This window comes from Nonomuraea sp. 10N515B, from assembly GCF_052245915.1.
Classification (GTDB): domain Bacteria; phylum Actinomycetota; class Actinomycetes; order Streptosporangiales; family Streptosporangiaceae; genus Nonomuraea.
Window position 1 is genome coordinate 82103 of the sequence record NZ_JBQQBQ010000009.1, and the last position, 20336, is coordinate 102438.

A 20336-nucleotide genomic window follows, 5' to 3' on the forward strand; every position below is an offset into this window, starting at 1 on the left:
TACCTGGACGGGGCCGGGTGAATCACCACTCCCTGCGGTCGCTCCGCTGGTGGTAGTCCGGGTGCTGCTGCTCCGGACGCAGGCGCTCGCCGGTAGAGAACATGGGATCCCCGGCGTACGGACGGACCATGCCCGCATCCGGCTGCTGGGGCTCCTGCCTGCCGAGGGCCAGCAGCGGGTCCACCGGGTTGGCCTGCGGGGCCTGCTGGTAGGCGGCGTAGTCGTCGCGGGCGGGCGGGGGCGCCGCCCGGCGCCGGCCCGCGCCCGGAATGCCGTGCATGGGCGTGCCCAGGCCGGCGGCGCTCTGGCTCTGCGGCTGGGGCTGGGGCTGCTGGTAGGCCTCCTGACGCCGCCCAAAGGAGTCGGACGCGTACGGATCTGACGGGTACGGGTCGGAGTGGTACGGCTCGGACCGGTGCTGGGGGGCCGCCGCGTAGGGGTCGGCGGCCTGGGAGGGGAAGCCCAGGGGGTCGGTGCTCAGCGGCGACGGGCGGCGCTGCTCCTCGGGCAGCTGGTAGACGGGTTGGTTGTCCACGTACTGAGACCCGCTGAAGCGATCAGGCTGCGGCTGGTACTGCGGAGCCTCGGCGGTGTACTGAGGGCCGCTGAAAGGGTCGCCGGTGTGCTGAGGGCCGCTGAAGGGATCGCCGGTGTACTGGGGGCCACTGAAGGGGTCGCCGGCGTACTGGGGCTGGGGTGCGGTGGAGTCGACGTACTGGGGGCCGGTGAAGGGCGCCGCCGTCTGCTCGCCATAGGCGGGGGTCGTGTCCCTGGGCCCCGTGGTCTCGCTGTAGGAGGCGACCAGCTTGTCCTGAGGCGCCGGCCCCCTGGCCACGAGGACGTCGTTGGGCGACAACGCGGCCGTGGGACGCTCGTCGAGCTGGGGGTGGGCCGGCTGCTGGAGATGGTGCTGGGGAGCGGGCTGCGACGGCCGCTGGTATTGGCCTGTGCCCGGCATGACTTCGGTGCCCGGATCGTGCGCGGGCACGGCGGGCTGCTCGCCCGTGGCCTCGGCAAAGCCCTCGTCAAGGGTGTCGAGCAGCCGGCCGACGTCCTCCATCGGCATGCGGAAGCTCGCTGTGCACATCTCCCCCCGCCACAGGCTGAGCACCAAGGTGCCCTCGTGCCACGTGACCCGGAGACACCGCTCCTGACCTCGTGCATCGAAGAAGACTTCGCCGAACGACGGCAACGGGACAACTTCCGACATGGCAGACATACTGCTTTAACCAGCCTTTATTCGTCCACTCAACCCCGGAAAACCCTACGGAACCGGCCTTCCCATATACACCGCGAATCCCTCCGATCACACACGGGAAGATCGTGTTTGACCAGTTGGAGTCCCGATCGCCCAGTGTGCCATGCGCGCCGGCGAAAGGATTCAGGAATGTCGGGATGCGCATGGCCGATCACACCGCGTTCGGCACGGCGACCCGGAAAATGCGGGTAGCGTTTAGTGCCGTGCCGGACTCCCATCTCCCGCCAGTGGACCAACTCCTCAGCATCGCGGTCGGCGCTCTCGGAGGGAGCGAACGGCAGGGCCAGATCACGATGGTCCGCGCCGTGCAGCAGGCCATCGACGACGAGGAGCATCTGGCGGTCCAGGCCGGCACGGGCACCGGGAAGTCGCTGGCCTACCTCGTGCCGTCGATCCGCCACGCGATGGACAGCGACAAGCCGGTCGTGGTGTCCACGGCCACGATCGCGCTGCAGCGCCAGCTCGTGGACCGCGACCTGCCCAGGCTGGCCGAGACGCTGAGCAAGGAGCTGCCGCACGAGCCCACGTTCGCGATCTTGAAGGGCCGCCGCAACTACCTGTGCCGCTACAAGGCCACGGCGGGCTGGCCCGAGGAGGACGAGCAGGACCAGCTGTTCGACCCCCGCGAGGTGAGCGCCACGGGCCGCATGGTGCAGCGCATCCAGGAGTGGGCCGAGGAGACCGAGACCGGCGACCGCGACGAGCTGGTGCCGGGGGTGAGCGAGCAGGCGTGGCGGCAGTTCTCGGTGAGCGCGCAGGAGTGCCTGGGCGCCAACCGCTGCCCGAGTGGCGCCGAATGCTTCGCCGAGCTGGCCAGGGCCCGCGCGGGCGAGGTCGACGTGGTGGTGACCAACCACGCGCTGCTGGCCATCGACGCCATGGGCGACCTGCCGGTGCTGCCCGAGCACGAGGTCGTGGTCGTGGACGAGGCGCACGAGCTGGTCGACCGCGTGACGTCGGTGGTGACGGGCGAGCTGTCGGAGCTGATCGTGTCGCTGGCGGTCCGCCGGGTGGGCAGGCTGATCGAGCAGACGGTCGCCGACCAGCTCCAGGAGGCGGGCGAGGACCTCAAGGCGCTGCTGGCCGCCGCCCCGCCCGGCCGCATCGACGACATGCCGCAGGTGCTCGGCCTGACACTGCAGCTGATCCGCGACACCGCCTGGCGCTGCATCACGGCCATGGGTCCGCGCGGCGCCGACAAGGACGACCCGGACAAGGCCGGGCAGCGCAAGGCCGCGTTCACGGCCCTGGACGAGGTGCACGACACGGCCGTACGCATGCTGGAGGCCTACGGACACGACTCCGAGGCCGACCGGGCGGAGGTCGTGTGGCTCGACGCGGGCACCGACCGGCGGCCACCCGCGCTGCGGGTGGCGCCGCTGACCGTCAGCGGCATGCTGCGTGACAAACTGTTCGGCGAGCGCACGGTGATCCTCACCTCCGCCACCCTGGCGCTGGGCGGCACCTTCGACGGGCTGGCCGCGCAGTGGGGGCTCGGCGACGCCAAGGGCTGGCAGGGCATCGACGTCGGCTCGCCGTTCGACCACCCGCGCGCAGGGATCCTCTACGTCGCCAAGCACCTGCCCCAGCCGGGCCGCGACGGGCTGCCGCAGCAATATTTGGATGAGATCGCCGAGCTGATCGAGGCGGCCGGGGGACGCACCCTGGGGCTGTTCTCGTCGATGCGCGCGGCCAAGGCGGCCACGGAAGCGCTGCGGGAGCGGCTGGAGGTGCCGCTGCTGTGCCAGGGTGACGACTCGACGATGCTGCTGGTCAAGCAGTTCGCCGAGGACGAGCCGACTTGCCTGTTCGGCACGCTGTCGCTGTGGCAGGGCGTGGACGTGCCCGGGCCGTCGCTGCGGCTGGTCATCATCGACCGGGTGCCGTTCCCCCGCCCCGACGACCCGCTGACGTCGGCCAGGCAGCGCCACGTGGCGGCGCGAGGCGGCAACGGCTTCATGGCGGTGGCCGCCAACCACGCCGCCCTGCTGCTGGCCCAGGGCGCCGGCCGCCTCCTGCGCGCCCAGAACGACAAGGGCGTGATCGCCGTCCTCGACCCCCGCCTCGCCACGGCCCGCTACAGCAGCTTCCTCCTGGGCTCCCTCCCCCCGTTCTGGCGCACGACGGACCCCTCCATCCCCCGCGCCGCCCTGAAACGCCTATCAGCCGAACCAACCACGTAACGCCCCTTGCGAGCCCCGTGGGCCTCGCGTGAGCTGCTCCAGGCTGGGGCGTGCCGGGCGTGCCAGGCGTGCCGAGGCGGGTCCTGCAGCCGTCGCGCCTTCCGAGCGCCGGCGCGGCGAGAGGCGGAGCTTGGCGCAACATCCATGGCCGACGCGCACGCGACCGATCTAGCCTGGACCACGTAGCCGGTCCAGAAAACGCTCGCGTAACGGCGGCCCGCCGGTGAAGGGTCAGAGGCCGTTCCCTGGAGTGCCCTCAGCCAACGTACGGCGAGTGGCAAACCACGACACCGCGTAAAAGAAGATTATCCGAATGGGGTGAGGTCGGGGCGTTTGGGGGAGAGACCATCGCCGGAGGAGACGCCGCGCAGGCGGCGAGCCACCCACGGGACGAGATGCTCACGCATCCATTGGGCGTCCTCGCGCCGCCGCACCCGCGGATCCACCGCCCGCGCCTGCCAGTCCTTGCGCCAGTCCTCGAACGGCACGCCCAGCACGTCCAGCACCCGCGCCGCCACCAGCCGATGCCCGTCCTCGTTCATGTGCAGCCGGTCGGCGCTCCACGCTCGCCAGTCCCGCAGCCCCTGCATCGACCACTGGTCGACGAGCCGGCACCCGTAGAGGTCGGCGATGGACCGCACGTGCAGGTAGAAGATCGCGAACCGCCCCCGCAGCCGCCGCATCAGCGGCGTGTCCCGCGGGTCCACGCCCGTGAACAGCAGCACGTCGGCACCGCCGGCCCGCAGGTCCCGCACGGCCCGCGCGACCTTCTTGGCCATCTCGTCCGGGTCGCTGCCCGGCCGGAGCAGGTCGTTGCCCCCGGCGCAGAAGCTGACCAGGTCCGGGGCCATCTCGATGGCCGGCGGCACCTGCTCGGCGACGATCTGGTCGATGAGCTTGCCGCGGACGGCCAGGTTGGCGTACCGGAAGGACGGGTCGTCGGCGGCGAGCCGCTCGGCCACCCGGTCGGCCCAGCCGCGGTAGTGCCCGTTGACGCCGGGGTCGTTCAGTCCTTCCGTGAAGCTGTCGCCGAGGGCGACGAAGGACTTGTAGTGCCTCATGAGGTGGTGTTCATCTCCGCGATAGCCTGCAGCGCAAGGACGTACGACTGTAGCCCGAACCCCGCGATGGTGCCCGTCGCCACCCCGGCGACGACGGAGGTATGGCGAAACTCTTCCCTGGCGGCGGGATTGCTGAGGTGCACCTCGACGAGCGGGGCGGTGCGCTGGGCGATGGCGTCGCGCAGAGCGTAGGAGTAGTGGGTGAACGCGGCGGGGTTGAGCACGACGGGGATGCGGCCGTCGCAGGCCTCGTGGATCCAGCCGATCATCTCGGCCTCGTCGTCGGTCTGGCGCACCTCGACGTGCTCGCCGAGCTTGCGCCCGGTGTCGCGGCAGAGCTGGGCGAGGTCCTCGAACGTCTCGGCGCCGTAGACGTCGGGCTCGCGGGTGCCGAGCCTGCGCAGGTTGGGGCCGTTGAGCACGAGGATCATGCCGAGATCTCCTTGTAGGCGGCGGCGAGCAGCTCTTCCGAGGGGTCTTCGAGGCGGCCCGGCTTGGCCAGCTCGTCCAGGACGACGAACCGCTGCTTGGCACCGCGGTTCTTCTTGTCCAGCCGCATGTGGTCGCGCAGCTGCGGCCACGCGTCGGCGCGGTAGGAGATGGGCAGGCCCACGCTGGTGAGGATGGCGCGGGTCCGATCGACCAGGTCGGCGCGGCCGGAGAGGCGGGACAGCTCGGCGGCGTAGACCATGCCGATGGCGACGGCCTCGCCGTGGCGGATGCCGTAGTGCTCGTTGCGCTCGATGGCGTGGGCGAGCGTGTGGCCGTAGTTGAGGATCTCGCGCAGCCCCGCCTCGCGCAGGTCGGTGCCCACGACGTCGGCCTTGACCTGGATCTTGCGCTCGATCAGCTCGCGCGTGTGGGGGCCGTCGGGACGGGTGGCGGCCTCGGGGTCTTCTTCGATGAGCCGGAGGATCTCCGGGTCGGCGATGAAGCCGCCCTTGATGATCTCGGCCAGGCCCGCCACGTAGTCCGGTTTCGGCATGCCGTCCAGCGTGGACAGCTCGCACAACACGCCCGCGGGCGGAAGGAACGTGCCGACGAGGTTTTTGCCCTCGGGTGTGTCGATGCCGTTCTTGCCGCCGACCGCCGCGTCGACCATGGCCAGCAGGGTCGTGGGCACGAGCACCACCTGGACGCCGCGCAGCCACGTGCCGGCGACGAACCCGGCCAGGTCGGTCGTCGCGCCCCCGCCCACACCGACGACGGCGTCCGACCGGGTCACGCCATGACGGCCGAGCGCCGACCACAGCCCCGCGGCCACCTCGATGGTCTTGGCCTGCTCGCCGTCCGGCACGGGCAGCTCGACCACGTCGTAGCCGGCCTCGGACAGCGCCGCGCAGACCGGCCGGGAGATGTCGGGCAGGGTCTCCGGGCAGATCACGGCGACCGTGCGCACGCCCGGCTTGAGCAGCGTGGTCAGCTCGGCCAGCACGCCGGTGCCGACCACCACGTCGTAGGGGCTGTCGCCGCGTACGGTGATCCTGGTGGCGGCGGTCATGCGGGCAGCCCCTTCACGATCTCGTCGGCGAGCTCTGCCGGCTCGCGCTTGTCCGTCACCACGGTCGCCACGGCGAGCCGCTCGTAGATCGGCCGCCGCTCCTCCATGAGCTTCTTCAGCTGGCTGCGCGGGTTGAGCACGAGCAGCGGCCGGGCGGAGGCGAGCCCGACCCGCTGGACCGCGTCCGACAGCCCGACCTGCAGGTAGACCACGTGGTGGCCGGCGAGCAGCGCCTGGGTCTCCTCGTTGAGCACGGCGCCGCCGCCCAGCGACAGGATGCCGTCGTGCTCGGCCAGCGCCCGGCGCACGGCCTCGTGCTCCAGCTCGCGGAAGCGGGCCTCCCCGTCCTCGACGAAGATGTCGGCGACGGGCTTGCCCGCCACGGCCTCCACGTCGGCGTCGGTGTCACGGAACGCGACGCCGAGCCGCTCGGCGAGCAGCCGCCCGATGGTCGTCTTCCCGGACCCGGGAGGCCCGATCAGAACTACTGTCGTCATTTCACCCCTCCTCGTACGCTCCACCGTGTCATTTGATCACCATGGAGGAGAGGTAGCCGGACAGGTTGCGGGCGACTTCCTCGACCGAGTCGCCGCCGAACTTCTCCAGTGCCGCGTCGGCCAGCACCAGCGCGACCATGGCCTCGGCCACGACGCCGGCCGCCGGCACGGCGCACACGTCGGAGCGCTCGTGGTGCGCCTTGGCCGCCTCGCCGGTCTTGACGTCGATCGTGGCCAGTGCCCTCGGCACGGTGGAGATCGGCTTCATGGCGGCGCTGACCCGCAGGATCTCGCCGTTGGTCATGCCTCCTTCGACGCCGCCCGCGCGGTTGGTGATGCGCTTGACGCCGTCCTCGGCGGTGTATTCGATCTCGTCGTGGGCTTGGGATCCGGGCCTGCGCGCGGTCTCGAAACCGTCGCCGACCGCGACGCCCTTGATCGCCTGGATGCCCATGAGCGCCGCGGCGAGCCGGGAGTCGAGCCTGCGGTCCCAGTGGGTGTAGCTGCCCAGGCCCGGCGGCAGGCCGTAGGCGAGCACCTCGACGACGCCGCCGAGCGTGTCGCCGTCCTTGTGGGCCTTGTCGATCACCTCGACCATGGCGGCGCTGCCCTCGGGGTCCGAGCACCTGACCGGGTCCTCATCGATCCTGGCCAGGTCGTTCGGCCCCGGCAGGATCTCGGACGGGGTCTGGGCGCCGCCGATGGAGGTCACGTGGCTGACGATGTCGACGCCGAGCGCCTGCTTGAGGAAACGCCTGGCGACCTCACCGAGCGCGACGCGGGCCGCGGTCTCGCGGGCGCTGGCCCGGTCGAGCACCTGCCTGGCGTCGTCGAACCCGTATTTCTGCATGCCCGCCAGGTCGGCGTGCCCCGGGCGGGGGCGCGACCTGGGCGCGTTGCGTGCCAGGCCCTCCAGCTCGGCCGCATCGACCGGGTCGGCCGCCATGACCTTCTCCCACTTGGGCCATTCGGTGTTGCCGATGCGGATCGCGACCGGGCTGCCCATGGTCCGCCCGTGGCGGACGCCGCCGACGATCGTGACCTGGTCCTGCTCGAACTTCATCCGGGCGCCGCGGCCATAGCCGAGCCTGCGGCGGCGCAGGGCCTCGTCGATCGCGGCCGTGGTCACCTCCACCCCGGCCGGGAGGCCTTCCATGACGGCGACGAGTTCGGGCCCGTGGGACTCTCCGGCGGTCAACCAGCGCAACATGCGTACAAGTCTTCCATGTGCGGCCTAGTGAGATGTCCCACGTTCACGTGTCGAGACACAGCACCGTAAACGCCCCCAACAGCATGAACGGCCCGAACGGGAACTGCGTGTGCCTGGTGCCGCGCCCGGTCGCGAGCAGCGCCAGAGCGTAGAGCGCGCCGAGCAGCTGCCCGCCGAACGCCGCCACCACCCACGCCTGCCAGCCCAGCGCCGCGCCCGCCATGCCGATGAGCCCGGCCAGCTTGACGTCGCCCAGTCCCAGCGCGTCCGGTCTGATGACCCACAGCAGCCCGTAGATCGCTGCCAGCGCCGCTCCTCCGGCCAGCGCTCGCGGCAGCTCGCCGGTGGGCAGGAGGGCCAGGGCCGTGATCGGGTACGCGGGGAGCGTGATCGCGTCGGGCAGAAGCGTGGTGCGCCAGTCGATGACGGCCAGAGCGACGCCGATCACGGCGAACGGCACGTAAGGGAGGCCGAGGCGCCAGGTGACGAGCGCGATGACGGCGGCGGTCACCAGCTCGGCCTTCGGCGGCCAGGCGGGCTCCGGGAGGCCGTCGTAGGAGTCGGCCAGCGCCCTGATGCGGTGTCCGCAAAGTAATCCGGCCAGCGCCATGAGTGCGACCACGAGCCGACCCTATTGCGGGCCCCGGCCCTCCCGCGGCCGATCAACGGAGCCGGCATGGACCCGCTGGCCGGCGCGCGAGCCAGCATGGACCGCCGGCGGGCGCGGCGTTCGCCTTCCGCGGCCCGATCGAAGCGGACTGCGCCGTACGGTTCGAAAGCGGTGCTATTGCGGCGAGGGCCGACGATCACGGACACTTCCCGCGTGGACAGGGATCGGTTCGCCAGGATCGCGGTCGTCATCGCGACGTTCGTGCTCGCCCCCGTGTTACTGGAGATGCTGGCCTGGTACATCGAGGGTGAGGATTACAACCTGTCCCGCGCGCTCACCGTCCTCGCCGTGGTGGGCGGGCTGGCGGTGATCGCGCTCGTGGCCGGCCGGATCCGCGGCAAGCTGCCGGTCATGCTGGTCGGCGCGATGACGGTGGCCTCAGTGGGCGGGCTGGCGCTGGGGTTCGTCGCCGGATTCGGCCCCGTCCTGTGGAACCGGAGCATCTCCGGCGAGCTGCTGGGTCTATCGCTGATCGGAATCGCCGCGTTCACCGCGCTGACCGGCTCGTACCTGCTGTTACAGTTTCGGCGCGGTCTTTACGTGCCGCACCTCGAGGCCACGGCCGTGCCGTCTCCGACGACCACGAAACGTAAGGTCATCGGCGAGTCCGAAATCCTCATCCGCACCCAGCCGGAGATCAGCAACGCCCTGGAGAAGGCACTCGGCAGCTGCGTGTCTGTGATCGACCAGGAGGACCTGCACTTCGTGGCCTACTTCGGGCCGGAGGGCTGCGCGTTCTACACCGACGTGCTCGACGACGCCGACCTGCGGCACTTCTTCCACGCGACCACGCCCGAGAAGCGGCGGATCACGTACCTCCGGCTGGGCCGCCAACTCGACTGGCTCGGTCACCGGCTCGACACGCACCTGCGGTTCCTGGAGAGCGGCACGGTGATCAGGACGGTGCTGGACGTCGAGCGCGGCGCTCTCTTCCACTACTGGGTCGACCACGGCCGCTACCTCATCGGCGTCACCCTGGACCAGCGCAAGGTCGATATCGCCGACGACAAGATGGCCAAGCTGGTGGACCTGATCCGCGGCCATTTCACGCTTCCGCCGATCAACCAGCGAGCCCGCCCCGAACCCGGAGCCGGCAACATCCGGGCGATCAAGAAAGACGAGCCGTGGCCCGAGTCTGGCTCCTGATTCTCGTCCTGCTCGCAGGATGGGGCACCGCACGGCTCACCGGCATCGGCGATCTGGAGACGTCCGAGACGTACCTGCTGGCCAGTCAGCTGCTGCTGGCCATCGGCCTGTACGGGAGCACGCACGACATCGACAGAGCCGTGGCACGCGCCCATGCCCGGCTGATCGTGGCGGCGGTCACGGTCGGGGTGGTGCTGAAGGCGGCGTTCATCGCGAGCGTCCTCTACCTGTTCACCGGCGATCCACTCGCGGTGGTGCTCGCGGTGGCGGTGGCGCAGATCGACCCGCTGTCCGTGGCGTCCGTCATGGGCGACTCGCGGCTCTCGCCCAAGGCCCGCACGATCCTGGCGGCGTGGGCATCGTTCGACGATCCGGTGACGGTGGTCCTGTCGGTGTACGCGGCCACGCTGGCGTTCTCGTCCGACGGGATCTCCGTGTCCCATCTGGCCGATCTGGGATGGAACGCGTTGTTCGCCGCAGTGGCGTACGTGGTGTGGCGGCTGGTGCGGCACGGCCCGGCCTGGCTGATCAACACGGCGGCCGTCGCCGCCGTGTTTGTGGGCGCGTGGACGTTCCTGATGCTGGCGGTGGCGATCATCGGGCTGTTCCTGCGGCTGCCCGACGGGCGGCGGCTGGCGCAGGCGGTGGGCGTGGCGTTCCCGCTGGCGGCCTTCCTCATGGGGATGCTGCTGGTGAACGGGATGGCCCCGGCCGAGGGCATGCTGCTGGGGGCGGTGGCGTTCTGCGCCCAGGTGCTCGCTGCCGCGGTGCTGACTTGGAGACTGCCGGTGATCGACCGGGTGCGCCTGGCGCTTGCGCAGCAGAACGGGGTCACGGCCGTGATCCTGGCGCTGGTGTTCGAGCGGTCGCTGGACGGATTCGTGGCAGTGGTGGCACCGGCGGTCGTGACCGTCAATCTCCTGCACGCTCTGGCGAACCGCGCGGCAGACACCTGGGAACGGCGCCGCTCGTCCGTGCCCTGACCCGGTCCATCGCCGGGAGAACCAGCGCGTCCCCGGTTCAGCGCCGGGAGAACCAGCGGCGCCTGCGTACCGGCTCCACTTTGACCACGGTCGCGCTCTCGAGCCGGTCGGCGGTGCCGGACTCGATCGCCGCCAGGGCCTCCAGCACCGCGCCCTCGATCACGAACTGCACGGGCCCGGCCACGTCCACCACGACCGCCGCCGCCTGCTCCTGCACGGCGGCCCGGCACACCTGCAGCGTGGTCGCCTGGATCGGCCGCGCGTCCGGCCGCCACCTGGCCAGCGCCTCCGCCCCGGTGAACGCCAGCACCGCCTGCCTGCCGTCCTGCCCGACGAGCTTGGGCAGGGCCATCTCGCTCTCCTTCTCCTGCCGCAGCCCGTGCGCGCCGACCTCGGACTCGGTCAGCAGGGCAACCACAGGCACCAGGAGCCTGGCCCCACTGAGGGCGTTGAGCACGTCGGTGGGGTCGGCCGTGCCCGCCTGGACGGCGGCCAGGGCCGCGGTCACCGCGGGCGCGGCGCGGCCGTCGTCCTCGGGGTCGAGTGGCTGCGGGATGCTGGGCACAGCGTACGAGCTTACCTGCGCCGAGCTTCGGCCCTGAGGGTGCGGGCCAGGCGCGGCATGCCAGCGATCAGCCGGACCGCGAACACCAGCCTGGCCCGCCGTCCCGGCAACGCGTGGAGCTCCCCCAGCCACTCCTCCAGCCACCGGCCCCGAGCCTCGGCAGGGAGCATGATCGCACCGGCGGTGATGACGCCGAAGGACGCTCGGATCCCGCTCCGCCCGGACAGCGTCGCGGTGGACAGGCGCCGCAGTTCCTCCTCGACCTGCACCAGACCCAGCCGACCGGCGATGGGCACGACGACGTCCAGCGTCTCGCGGGACTTGCGCCGCTGCTTCTCCTCGGGCAGGAAGCGCATTGTCCGCTGGTTGTGCAGACGGTCTGCTAGCTTCAGCGTCAGCACACGCTCGTCGGTCGAGGTCTCCCAGTCCGGGGCCCGGCGCTCGGGGTCGTCGAGCGTCAGGAAAGCGCGCAGCAGCTCCACGACCGGCTCCCCGAATTCGGCGAGCAGATCCTCCTCCGTGCAGGCGGTGTCTTCCAGCACGTCATGCAGCAGCCCCGCGCAGATCAGCTCGTGGTCCATGCCGAGCTCGGCCAGGATCGTGGCGACGGCCACCGGGTGGGTGATGTACGGGTCGCCGCTCTGCCGCAGCTGGTCGCGATGCCAGTAGGCGGCCACCAGGTGGGCGCGCTGGACCAGGTCCAGTCGCTCGCCGGAGAGCCTCTCGCCGGCGGCGTCCAGCACTGGCTGGAGCCGGCCGTACAGGTTCGGTCCCCTGTCGTCGGCCCCGTTCATGACGCGACCTCGGGAGGCGGCAGCCAGGCAGGGACGGGCTGACGGCGTGAGCGGTAGGCGCGGGCGATCGCGTCACGGGCCTGCTCCGCGCCGTCCGCGGTAATCAGGTAGTAGCGGCGGCGCGGGCGCCCCTCCGCCACATGCGTCTCAGGGTTCTCCCACCGGCTCTCCACCCAGCCGATCTGCTCCAGCCTGGCCAGGATCGGGTAAAGGGTGCCGCTCGGCATCCCAGCCAGCTCGCACAGCTCCAGCCCGTAGCGTTCTCGCCCGGGGTCGTGGAGGAGGGCACGGAGAACCGCCTGGGTCGGCATGGTCATCCGCGGGCCATTACTCTTCATATCTCGTACTCTATATAGCTAGAGATGTGGCCTGGCGGCCACATCCCCGCTACCCGAGGTCGGAGATGGCGGCCACCGGGCCGCCGCCCGACGGGCCCTGGTGCACGGCGGCGACCGAGACGAACACTGCAGGGTCACCCGTGACCGAGGCCGCCACCCCCCCGACGGCCGCCTTGATCTGACGGTGCCAGTGCACGTCGGAGTCATCCAGCATGATGTTGCGCCGGCCCCGCACCCGCCCGGACGGGTCTGCTTCGCACTTCATGAAGACGTTCACCAGCCGGCCGCCAAGGTCCGACGGGCGGGGCCGCTCGGGCAGCGGCAGCCCCGAGTCCCTGATGGCCTCCCAGATGCCGTCGGCGTCCAGGGCGTCCTTCATGACGCTGTGGCCGATGCGGTAGCGCCCGCCGATCCCCCGTACGTTGCCCACCAGCACGATCTGCGCCCGGTCCAGCTCCACCCCGGACGAGCAGGACGCCACGGACGAGTAGAGCGACAGGTCCTTGTGGATCTGGTCGGCGCTGGGCATGTCGATCTCGCCGAGCGCCACGGCGATGCCGAGGGCGGTGGTGGAGTTCGACAGGTCCATGGAGGGGCCGGTCTCCTCGATGGCAGTGTCCTGGCCGCGGCTCTTGGCGTCGGTAATGGTGGCCAGGGTGAGCAGCGGCGTCTTGGTCTGCACGTAGTGGACGTCACGCGGATCATCGATGCCGGCGATCTTCATGGCCTCGCGGACCCCGGCGGCGACCTTCTCCACCATGGCCGGACGGCCGATGTCCTCGGGCAGGATGACCTCGCTCATCGCCACGCCGACCGACAGGCGCGGCTCCTCGGAGGCGGGAGCGTTCGCGGTGGTGGCGAAGATCGTGGCGTGCGGACTGAGCACGCCGTCGGTGCCGCCCGACCACACCAGGGGCACGCTCTCCGGCGCCGGATGCCCGTGCGCGGCCAGCACCTCGCGGAAGGCGCGGTCGGCCAGGATACGGGTGTAGTCGTTGACGCCGCCGTTGCCCTCGGTCTTGCCGATGACGGCCAGCACCCGCTCCGCCTCGATGACGCCGTCGGCGATGAGCCGCGACAACCCGGCCGCGTCGGTGACACTCTCGATCGGCACCTTGCGCACTTCGATCGGCTCCGGCATGCGACGCCCCTTCCCTCGTGCCCCTTGGTGACGCTAACCGAGCCGGTCAGCGGGGTTCATGGGCAATGTCTGCCCATAAACTCACCGGTCATCGTGAGTCTCCGTGGGTACTCCAGCCTTCGGCCCGGAGAGGGAACGTCCCCATACAGAACAGAGCGGAAACCGGCGATTGGCGGCCAAGCGAAGCGTCATCAAAACGGCCGGAGCGGCACATCAGTTTCTCCCTGCCGGTGGTAGGCATAACCATCGCCGCGTTGCAGCAGGCGAAGGTTCTTCCACGACGTCTGGACCCGGCCACCGGTGCCGAGCTGGACGTCATGGCTACCGCTGGTACGCACCGCGACCCGTCCAGTCCAGGATCCGGCGTGTTTTCCGGCCGGGATCGTGGCGCGGACCAGATCCCCGGTCTGATATCCGCGCACCTGTTTGATGCGCGGCAGCCGGCACCTGGGGAAGCCGAAACGGTCGGGACGCGTGCGGCTATAGACGCCGCGACCGGTGGCCGTCGCTACGAGCACATCGCCCGGCCAGCCCAGTACGTAGTCGAGCCGACCGACGTGCAACGCGTCCAGCGTGTGCGACTTGGGCGCCTCAGTGCGAGACCGGTTCCACTTGGTCCGGCCGCCGCTTGCAGCCTGCACCGGCAACCCGGTCGCGGCCAGCGCCCTCCACAAAGCCCACCGGGTGGCGTTGACGGCTGCGGCGTCCCGCAGCGGCGCCTTGGCCTGCGCCAGCACTCGGGCCAGGGCCTTTGGCCGCGCAGCCAAGAACTCTTCGACCGGCCGCGCGTTCTTGGCCACGTTACACGGCACACATGCCACCGCCAGATTCGCGATCCGGTCAGACCCACCTCGCGAACGGGGATGGATGTGATCGATATTCAACGGCACGTCCATGGCATCGCAGTAGGCGCACCGGCGACGCCACTTGGCCAGCAGGTATTCGCGCACCTCGAACCCGTGGAGCGTGCCCCGCTGGTACTCCACTCCCTCCAGCGGGCGGCCTGCCCCCAGAGACGCGATGTCGAACGCCGCACGCTCCACGTGTAGCGCCCGCAGCGGAGCCCACCGGGTCAGCCGCGCCACCCACGAGATGGTGGTGTCCACCCGGTGTCGCAGCGATGGGGCCAGCCACCCCTTCGGTTTGGCGCGGTTGAGGAAACGTGGCGCGCGATAGCGCAGATTCGCGCTGCGCCGACGCCTACGGTAGGCGGCACGCGCCGCCAGCCTGTCGCGGATCCGCCCGCCCCGATGATCGAGCTGGAGCGCGAACAACCCAGTGCGAACCCCGGCATCGTTGCGGAAGAGGGCGATGCCCGTGTGCTTACTGCCCGGGTCGATCCCCGCCTCCGCACCGGGCACCCGGCACGACGCGGCTTCGCGGTCCTTCAGGCGGATGACGAACGGGGTGTGCCGGTGCACCACCGCACGCCCGGCCTTTAGGAGTTTGCGCGCCATCGCCGGTCGAGTTGGTTGCAGCGGCTGTCCGTGTTTGTCGAGAACGAACACGCATGCGGCGGAAATGCCGCGGCCTCCCTTGGGCGCTCGCGCGCCGTCGGGGTGACGCCCGCCGCCTGGTGCGCTGCGACAGGTCTCCCCTCGCCCATGTTCCATGCCGGATGCGGATACTGCGCGTCGGTGTCCCGTTTCGTCCCTGCTCCCGGGGGTGTCTGCTGACACCGATTCCAGAGCGTGCCGCTGAGGAAGCACGGCACGGTGGGTCTGCTGTCCTACGTGAAACGTAGCCATCAAGGATGCACCTCCTGTTCGTGATGGCTCAGGCTGATCAAACAAGGCCCGCCCGTCTAAGACGGCCGTCTACGCCGCGCGGACACCCGGCCTCCGGCCGGGGAGCGTCTGATTCCAATCGTGGTGGTTCGGGGACAGCCGTGCGGCGCGTTCCATCCCTATAGATCCGGGCCACTCCACGAACCTGCAGCGTGGCGACCGATCGAAGGCGGAGCAGCACGCCCGCATTTCTGCACTCCTTCTCGCCCAAAGTTACACACTGAGTGACCGCTAGATTACCACTAGCTGACCCGCAAGTAGAACACTTGAACGATCCACCAGGGTCAGCACTCACCACCAACCCACATCACCACAACCCACGTCTGGGCAAATTCCTACGGCGATAGGGTGCAGACGTGATTCGCGAAGCACCCGTCAACGGGATCAAGCTCGTCTACCGGGAGGAGGGTACTTCCGCCCTTCCCCCGCTGCTCCTGCTCCACGGCCGCACCGCCGATCACAATGATTGGAACGGCATCACCCAGCACTTCGCGGCCCGGTACCACGTGCTCGTCCCCGACCTGCGGGGGCACGGGGCCAGCGACTACCCGGGCGCGTACGCGCTGCCGGACATGGCCGAGGACATCGCGGGTCTGCTCGATCACCTGAGGATGGAACGGGCCACGGTGATCGGGCACTCGCTGGGCGGCATGGTGGCCTATCAGCTGGCCATGCGCCATCCCGGCCGCGTCGAGCGCCTCGTGCTGGAGGACGTGGCGCCGCCGCTGCCGTTCAAGAACCGGCCGCCCATCGTGGAGGACGGCTCCACCGGGTTCGACTGGCGGATGATGCACGACACCGAGCGTCAGTTCCTCGATCCCGATCCGGGCTGGCTGGAGGGGCTGGCCAGGATCACCGCGCCGACGCTGGTGATCTCGGGCGGGGCGGCGAGTCCGTTCGACGCCGCGGGGACGGCGGGCCGGATCCCGGGGGCCAGGCTGGTGACGATCGAGGCCGGGCATCTCGTCCACGTGACGGAGCGCCGGGCGTTCCTGCGGGCGGTCGACGACTTCGTGAACGACCGGCTCACCACGCCGTAACCCGCGTGTGACGCGGGGGAGCAAGGGTAGGGGCGTGGTCGAGATGCACGTACACGAGCGCCTGAGCCGGCTGCGGCTGATGGCGCCGCCGATCCTGCAGTGCGCCATCGCGGCCGCCCTCGCCTGGCTCGTGGCCAAGGACCTGCTCGGGCACAGCCGCCCGTTCTTCGCGCCGATCGCGGTCGTCGTGTGCATCGGCGTGGGGCTCGGTCAGCGGCTGCGGCGGGTGGTGGAGCTGGTCGTCGGGGTCAGCCTCGGCGTCGGCGTGGGCGACCTGCTCGTGTCCTGGATCGGCTCAGGGGCGTGGCAGATCGCGCTGGTGGTGGCGTTGGCGATGGCGGTCGCGGTGCTGCTCGACAGCGGCTCGCTGATCGTGCTCCAGGCCGGCTCCTCGGCGGTGCTCGTGGCGACCTTGCTGCCGCCGAGCGGCACAGGCGGAATCGACCGGATGGTCGACGCTCTGGTGGGCGGCCTCATGGGGCTGGCCGCGGTGGCGTTGCTGCCGTCCAGCCCGTCGGCGCTGGCGCACCGGCACGCGGCCGGGATGTTCGACGCGCTCGGCGACGCCCTGCGCGGGATCGCGGAGGCCATCGAGAAGTCCCGGTCGAGCCTGGCCGCCGAGGCGCTCGAGGCAGCGCGGGGCAGCCAGGCGAACGTGGAGGAGTTCAAGCAGGCGCTGGAGACCAGCCGGGAGATCGCCACCATCTCGCCGCTGCACCGGCACCGCCGCAGCAGGCTCGAGGGGTACGAAAAGGCCGCCGTGCCGCTCGACCACGCGCTGCGCAACGCCAGGGTGCTGGCCAGGCGGGCCATCGTGGCGCTCGACGGCTCCAGCGCGCTGCCGCCCTGGCTGCCCGGGACGCTGCGCGCGCTGGCCGACGCCACGCTGCTGCTCAGGGAGGAGCTGGCCGACGGGCGCACGCCGGAAGAGGCCCGTGAGGCGATCCTGGCGGTGGCGTCGGGGCAGGACGCCGACCGCTGGGGGTTCTCGGCGGACGTGATGATCGCGCAGGTCCGGTCGATCACCGTGGACCTGTTGCAGGCCACCGGCACCGATCGCGAGGAGGCCGTGGCCGCGCTGCCACCGCTGGACACCGTCCCCGAAAAGGACGTTTCCGGGGGAATGTGACCTTAATGTCACAAAGATCCGCCAAGGTAGAAGGGTGCGAACCCGGCTCAGCGATCACGTGAAGGACCGACTGGGCACGTTCGGCCTCATCGTGCCGTCCATCGCGCAGTGCGCGGTCGGCGCCGCGCTGGCCTGGGTCATCGCCAGGGAACTGCTCGGCCACCCGGCGCCGTTCTTCGCGCCCATCTCCGTGCTGATCTGCGTGGGCATCGGGCTGGGGCAGCGGCTGCGGCGCGTCGTCGAGTTGGTCGTGGGCGTCAGCCTCGGCGTCGGCGTGGGCGACCTGCTCGTGTCCTGGATCGGCTCGGGGGCGTGGCAGATCGCGCTGGTGGTGGCGCTGGCGATGACCATCGCGGGGCTGCTGGACAGCGGGGCGCTCTTCGTGGCCCAGGCCGGGTCGTCGGCGGTGCTGGTGGTCACCCTGGTGCCCGGCGCGGGCGTGGGCGGGCTGGACCGCACGCTCGACGCGCTGACCGGCGGCCTCATCGGCATCGCGGCCGTCGCGCTGCTGCCCGCGAGCCCGTTCGCGATCGCGGCCAAGCATCTGTCCGGGGTGCTCGACGCGCTGTCTACGGTGCTGGAGCGGGCCGCGGAGGCCATCGAGAAGCGGGACGTGGACCTGGCGGCGGAGGCGCTGGAGGAGGCGCGCGGCACGCAGGCGGCGGTTGAGGAGTTCGAGCAGGCGCTGGAGACCAGCAAGGAGATCACCATGATCTCGCCGCTGCACTGGCACCGGCGGGCCCGCCTGGCCCGGTACGAGACCGCCGCCGTGCCCGTCGATCTGGCCCTGCGCAACGCCCGGGTGCTCAGCAGGCGCACGCTGTCCTCGCTCGGAGAGGCGAGCCCGCCACCGGCCACGCTGGCCGAAGCGATGCGCGAGGTGTCGGAGGCGGCCCTGCTGCTGCAGCTGGAGCTGGGGGCGGGGCGGGAGCCGACGCTGGCGCAGCAGGCGCTGCTGGCGGTGGCGGCACGGGAGCGGCCCGAACAGCTGGGCTTCTCGGCCCATGTGATCATCGCGCAGCTGCGGTCCGTGGTCGTGGATCTGCTGCAGGCGACCGGGATGGAGCACGAGGAGGCCACGGCGGCGCTGACGCCGCTCGACAGGCCCGACGAGGCGTGAGGCCGTTCAGGAGGGCGGGCTCTCGAGAGGGCGGAGTCGCGGGCCGAGGGGTCTGACGGGGTCTCAGGATGACGGGACGAAGGTGCGCAGGACGTCGGCGATCTCGTCGACCTCGGTGAGTTTGCCCGAGGCGACGGCGATGACGAGGTCATATGCCGAGTCGTCGTCGGTGTCGAGCACGACGCCGTTGAAGCGGAGGAAGACGTCCGTCGCCAGCCAGGACAGCCGTTTGTTGCCGTCGATGAGCGGGTGATTGACCGCCAACGACTGGAGCAGCGCCGCGGCCTTCGTCATGAGGTCGGGGTAGGCCTCGTGGCCGAACATGGCAGTGGTCGGCCGATGGACCGCCGAGTCGAGCAGGCCGAGGTCCCGAACCGCGAGCGCGTCGCCCAGCTCCGCCTCGGCCAGCTCGAGGACCTGCTCCAGCGTGAGATATCTGGTCATTCGCCCAGCCGATCGAGCACATTCCGCCAGCGCTCCCTGGACTTCGCGCCCAGGCGGCGGACCTCCTCGTCGGCGCTGTGCCTGGCCAGATAGTCGTCGACGGCCGCGAGCACCACTTGCTGCATGCTTCGCCCCTCCGCCTCCGCACGCTTGCGAAGGGCCTCGGTCTGCTCGTCACTCAAGCGAAGGGTCATAGCCATGCCCTCATCGTAGGCACGAGGCGGTATCACCGCGATACCGCATGCTGCGTTTACCCTACGTGACGATGTGATGACCAACCGCAAAGACTAGCGGCCTCAGGCCCCCGACAGACGCTTGAGCCGGGTCACGGCCTCGTCGATAACCTCCTCTTTCTTGCAGAAGGCGAACCTGACGAAGTGCCGGCCGCGCTCGGGATGCTCGTAGAAGACCTGGGTGGGGATCGCCACCACCCCGGCCAGCTCCGGCAGCCTCCTCGTCAGGTCCAGCCCGTCGGCGAACCCGAGCGGCCTGATGTCGGTCTGCACGAAATAGGTGCCCGCCGGCTTGAGCACCTCGAACCCGGCCGCCGCCAGCCCCTCCATGAGCCGGTCGCGCTTGTCCTGAAGCCCGGCGCGCAGCGCGGTCACCCATTCCAGCTCCTGCCGCAGCCCGTACGCGACCGCCAGCTGCCACGGCGCGCTCGCGGTGAACGTGAGGAACTGCTTGACCGTCTGCACCGCCGTGACGAGCGGCGCCGGTGCGCACACCCACCCGGTCTTCCAGCCGGTCACCGAGAACGTCTTGCCCGCCGAGGAGATCATTACAGTGCGCTCCCGCATGCCGGGCAGGGTGGCCGGCGGAATGTGCTCGACTCCGTCGAACGTCAGGTGCTCGTAGACCTCGTCGGTGATCGCCACGAGATCCCGCTCCTGGCAGAGCTCGGCGATGACGGTCAGCTCGGCGCGGGTGAACACGGTCCCCGTAGGGTTGTGCGGCGAGTTGACCAGGATGGCGCGGGTGCGCGGCGTGACGGCGGCACGCAGCTCGTCGGGGTCGAACGTGAAGCGGCCCGCGACCGGCCGCAGCGTGACGGCCACCAGCCGGGCCTGGGCCAGCGCGATCGAGGCGGCGTAGGAGTCGTAGTAGGGCTCGAACGCGATCACCTCGTCGCCCGGCTCGCACAGTGCCAGCACGCTCGCCGCGATGGCCTCGGTGGCGCCCACGGTGACGAGGATCTCGCCGGCCGGATCGTAGGACAGCCCGTAATGCTCCGCCCGGTGCTCGGAGACGGCACGGCGCAGCTCGGGCATCCCGGGCCCCGGAGGATATTGGTTGGCGCCCGACGTGATCGCCTGGACCGCGCGATCGAGCATCGCCGCCGGCCCGTCGGTGTCGGGGAAGCCCTGACCGAGGTTGATCGACCCGGTCTGAACGGCGAGCGCGCTCATCTCGGCGAAAATCGTCGTCCCGAAGGCGCGCATCCTGGCCACAAGAGGTTCCGTCACAAC

At 70.6% G+C, this 20336-nt stretch carries 21 protein-coding genes; 6 read left to right on the plus strand and 15 right to left on the minus strand.

Annotated elements, in window-relative coordinates:
• Positions 1 to 22: 22 nt before the first annotated feature.
• Positions 23 to 1210, minus strand: a complete 1188-nt coding sequence (locus tag ACTWQA_RS15560; RefSeq protein ID WP_443159934.1) for a hypothetical protein — start codon at positions 1208 to 1210, stop codon at positions 23 to 25.
• Between the two features lie 230 nt (positions 1211 to 1440).
• Between ACTWQA_RS15560 and ACTWQA_RS15565 the strand changes: the two genes are divergently transcribed.
• A complete protein-coding gene (locus ACTWQA_RS15565; protein WP_443159935.1) occupies positions 1441 to 3441 on the plus strand; it encodes an ATP-dependent DNA helicase in 2001 nt (666 codons plus the stop codon).
• A 305-nt stretch (positions 3442 to 3746) separates the two neighbouring features.
• Here ACTWQA_RS15565 and ACTWQA_RS15570 read toward each other — a convergent pair whose 3' ends face one another.
• From ACTWQA_RS15570 to ACTWQA_RS15595, 6 genes are read right to left on the minus strand one after another with little or no spacing between them, the layout of a single operon-like run.
• On the minus strand, positions 3747 to 4502 hold the full coding sequence (locus tag ACTWQA_RS15570; RefSeq protein ID WP_443159936.1) for an SGNH/GDSL hydrolase family protein: 756 nt from the start codon (positions 4500 to 4502) through the stop codon (positions 3747 to 3749).
• Positions 4499 to 4933, minus strand: coding sequence for a type II 3-dehydroquinate dehydratase (gene aroQ, locus ACTWQA_RS15575; protein ID WP_327590666.1), 435 nt, complete (start codon positions 4931 to 4933; stop codon positions 4499 to 4501). Before aroQ ends, ACTWQA_RS15570 begins: the two co-directional genes overlap by 4 nt.
• Positions 4930 to 6003 carry a 3-dehydroquinate synthase gene (gene aroB, locus ACTWQA_RS15580; RefSeq protein WP_443159937.1) on the minus strand — a complete coding sequence of 358 codons (1074 nt, stop codon included), beginning with the start codon at positions 6001 to 6003 and terminating at the stop codon, positions 4930 to 4932. Before aroB ends, aroQ begins: the two co-directional genes overlap by 4 nt.
• The gene (locus tag ACTWQA_RS15585; RefSeq protein WP_443159938.1) at positions 6000 to 6500 is read right to left on the minus strand and encodes a shikimate kinase; all 501 of its coding nucleotides are present in this window, start codon (positions 6498 to 6500) and stop codon (positions 6000 to 6002) included. The genes aroB and ACTWQA_RS15585 overlap by 4 nt, the downstream gene beginning before the upstream one ends.
• Positions 6501 to 6528: 28 nt before the next feature.
• Positions 6529 to 7710, minus strand: a complete 1182-nt coding sequence (aroC, locus tag ACTWQA_RS15590; RefSeq protein WP_327590663.1) for a chorismate synthase — start codon at positions 7708 to 7710, stop codon at positions 6529 to 6531.
• 43 nt (positions 7711 to 7753) lie between these two features.
• On the minus strand, positions 7754 to 8332 hold the full coding sequence (locus tag ACTWQA_RS15595) for a prepilin peptidase (RefSeq protein WP_443159939.1): 579 nt from the start codon (positions 8330 to 8332) through the stop codon (positions 7754 to 7756).
• A 201-nt stretch (positions 8333 to 8533) separates the two neighbouring features.
• On the opposite strand from ACTWQA_RS15595, the gene ACTWQA_RS15600 reads away from it, so the two are divergent.
• Positions 8534 to 9526, plus strand: a complete 993-nt coding sequence (locus ACTWQA_RS15600; RefSeq protein WP_443159940.1) for a hypothetical protein — start codon at positions 8534 to 8536, stop codon at positions 9524 to 9526.
• Positions 9505 to 10509, plus strand: coding sequence for a hypothetical protein (locus ACTWQA_RS15605; protein WP_443159941.1), 1005 nt, complete (start codon positions 9505 to 9507; stop codon positions 10507 to 10509). Before ACTWQA_RS15600 ends, ACTWQA_RS15605 begins: the two co-directional genes overlap by 22 nt.
• 37 nt (positions 10510 to 10546) lie before the next feature.
• Here ACTWQA_RS15605 and ACTWQA_RS15610 read toward each other — a convergent pair whose 3' ends face one another.
• The 5 genes from ACTWQA_RS15610 to iscB form a co-directional block, all read right to left on the minus strand.
• Positions 10547 to 11074, minus strand: a complete 528-nt coding sequence (locus ACTWQA_RS15610; protein WP_443159942.1) for an SseB family protein — start codon at positions 11072 to 11074, stop codon at positions 10547 to 10549.
• Positions 11075 to 11085: 11 nt separating this feature from the next.
• On the minus strand, positions 11086 to 11868 hold the full coding sequence (locus tag ACTWQA_RS15615) for an HD domain-containing protein (RefSeq protein ID WP_443159943.1): 783 nt from the start codon (positions 11866 to 11868) through the stop codon (positions 11086 to 11088).
• Positions 11865 to 12206 (minus strand): PadR family transcriptional regulator, encoded by a 342-nt coding sequence (locus ACTWQA_RS15620; RefSeq protein WP_443159944.1) that lies wholly within the window; start codon positions 12204 to 12206, stop codon positions 11865 to 11867. The genes ACTWQA_RS15615 and ACTWQA_RS15620 overlap by 4 nt, the downstream gene beginning before the upstream one ends.
• A gap of 49 nt (positions 12207 to 12255) precedes the next feature.
• Positions 12256 to 13347, minus strand: a complete 1092-nt coding sequence (locus tag ACTWQA_RS15625; RefSeq protein ID WP_443159945.1) for a ring-opening amidohydrolase — start codon at positions 13345 to 13347, stop codon at positions 12256 to 12258.
• A 191-nt stretch (positions 13348 to 13538) separates the two neighbouring features.
• The gene (gene iscB / locus ACTWQA_RS15630; RefSeq protein WP_443159946.1) at positions 13539 to 14855 is read right to left on the minus strand and encodes an RNA-guided endonuclease IscB; all 1317 of its coding nucleotides are present in this window, start codon (positions 14853 to 14855) and stop codon (positions 13539 to 13541) included.
• 635 nt (positions 14856 to 15490) lie between these two features.
• Here iscB and ACTWQA_RS15635 point away from each other — a divergent pair.
• The 3 genes from ACTWQA_RS15635 to ACTWQA_RS15645 are packed head-to-tail and all read left to right on the plus strand — an operon-like array spanning position 15491 to position 18423.
• Positions 15491 to 16174, plus strand: a complete 684-nt coding sequence (locus ACTWQA_RS15635) for an alpha/beta fold hydrolase (protein ID WP_443159947.1) — start codon at positions 15491 to 15493, stop codon at positions 16172 to 16174.
• A gap of 43 nt (positions 16175 to 16217) precedes the next feature.
• Positions 16218 to 17303 carry an FUSC family protein gene (locus tag ACTWQA_RS15640; RefSeq protein ID WP_443160118.1) on the plus strand — a complete coding sequence of 362 codons (1086 nt, stop codon included), beginning with the start codon at positions 16218 to 16220 and terminating at the stop codon, positions 17301 to 17303.
• A gap of 34 nt (positions 17304 to 17337) precedes the next feature.
• Entirely contained in the window at positions 17338 to 18423 is a 1086-nt protein-coding gene (locus ACTWQA_RS15645; protein ID WP_443159948.1) for an FUSC family protein, read from the plus strand.
• A gap of 63 nt (positions 18424 to 18486) precedes the next feature.
• Here the strand turns inward: ACTWQA_RS15645 and ACTWQA_RS15650 are convergent, their stop codons facing one another.
• The 3 genes from ACTWQA_RS15650 to ACTWQA_RS15660 all read right to left on the minus strand — a co-directional run bounded on the left by ACTWQA_RS15650 (position 18487) and on the right by ACTWQA_RS15660 (position 20333).
• A complete protein-coding gene (locus ACTWQA_RS15650) occupies positions 18487 to 18867 on the minus strand; it encodes a type II toxin-antitoxin system death-on-curing family toxin (protein WP_443159949.1) in 381 nt (126 codons plus the stop codon).
• Positions 18864 to 19067: a FitA-like ribbon-helix-helix domain-containing protein gene (locus ACTWQA_RS15655; RefSeq protein ID WP_443159950.1), complete on the minus strand. Its 204-nt coding sequence runs from the start codon at positions 19065 to 19067 to the stop codon at positions 18864 to 18866. The genes ACTWQA_RS15650 and ACTWQA_RS15655 overlap by 4 nt, the downstream gene beginning before the upstream one ends.
• A gap of 96 nt (positions 19068 to 19163) precedes the next feature.
• Positions 19164 to 20333, minus strand: a complete 1170-nt coding sequence (locus ACTWQA_RS15660; protein ID WP_443159951.1) for a pyridoxal phosphate-dependent aminotransferase — start codon at positions 20331 to 20333, stop codon at positions 19164 to 19166.
• Between the last annotated feature and the right edge of the window lie 3 nt (positions 20334 to 20336).

What these genes read in the sequence shown, in the direction of transcription:
- ACTWQA_RS15640 (WP_443160118.1), top strand. Translation starts at nt 16,218, where the DNA reads ATGCACGTACACGAGCGCCTGAGCCGGCTGCGGCTGATGGCGCCGCCG.
- aroB (WP_443159937.1), bottom strand. Translation starts at nt 6,003, where the DNA reads ATGACCGCCGCCACCAGGATCACCGTACGCGGCGACAGCCCCTACGAC.
- ACTWQA_RS15565 (WP_443159935.1), top strand. Translation starts at nt 1,441, where the DNA reads ATGCGGGTAGCGTTTAGTGCCGTGCCGGACTCCCATCTCCCGCCAGTG.
- ACTWQA_RS15615 (WP_443159943.1), bottom strand. Translation starts at nt 11,868, where the DNA reads ATGAACGGGGCCGACGACAGGGGACCGAACCTGTACGGCCGGCTCCAG.
- ACTWQA_RS15625 (WP_443159945.1), bottom strand. Translation starts at nt 13,347, where the DNA reads ATGCCGGAGCCGATCGAAGTGCGCAAGGTGCCGATCGAGAGTGTCACC.
- aroQ (WP_327590666.1), bottom strand. Translation starts at nt 4,933, where the DNA reads ATGATCCTCGTGCTCAACGGCCCCAACCTGCGCAGGCTCGGCACCCGC.
- ACTWQA_RS15655 (WP_443159950.1), bottom strand. Translation starts at nt 19,067, where the DNA reads ATGGCTATGACCCTTCGCTTGAGTGACGAGCAGACCGAGGCCCTTCGC.
- ACTWQA_RS15585 (WP_443159938.1), bottom strand. Translation starts at nt 6,500, where the DNA reads ATGACGACAGTAGTTCTGATCGGGCCTCCCGGGTCCGGGAAGACGACC.
- ACTWQA_RS15570 (WP_443159936.1), bottom strand. Translation starts at nt 4,502, where the DNA reads ATGAGGCACTACAAGTCCTTCGTCGCCCTCGGCGACAGCTTCACGGAA.
- aroC (WP_327590663.1), bottom strand. Translation starts at nt 7,710, where the DNA reads ATGTTGCGCTGGTTGACCGCCGGAGAGTCCCACGGGCCCGAACTCGTC.
- ACTWQA_RS15650 (WP_443159949.1), bottom strand. Translation starts at nt 18,867, where the DNA reads ATGACCAGATATCTCACGCTGGAGCAGGTCCTCGAGCTGGCCGAGGCG.
- ACTWQA_RS15560 (WP_443159934.1), bottom strand. Translation starts at nt 1,210, where the DNA reads ATGTCGGAAGTTGTCCCGTTGCCGTCGTTCGGCGAAGTCTTCTTCGAT.
- ACTWQA_RS15620 (WP_443159944.1), bottom strand. Translation starts at nt 12,206, where the DNA reads ATGAAGAGTAATGGCCCGCGGATGACCATGCCGACCCAGGCGGTTCTC.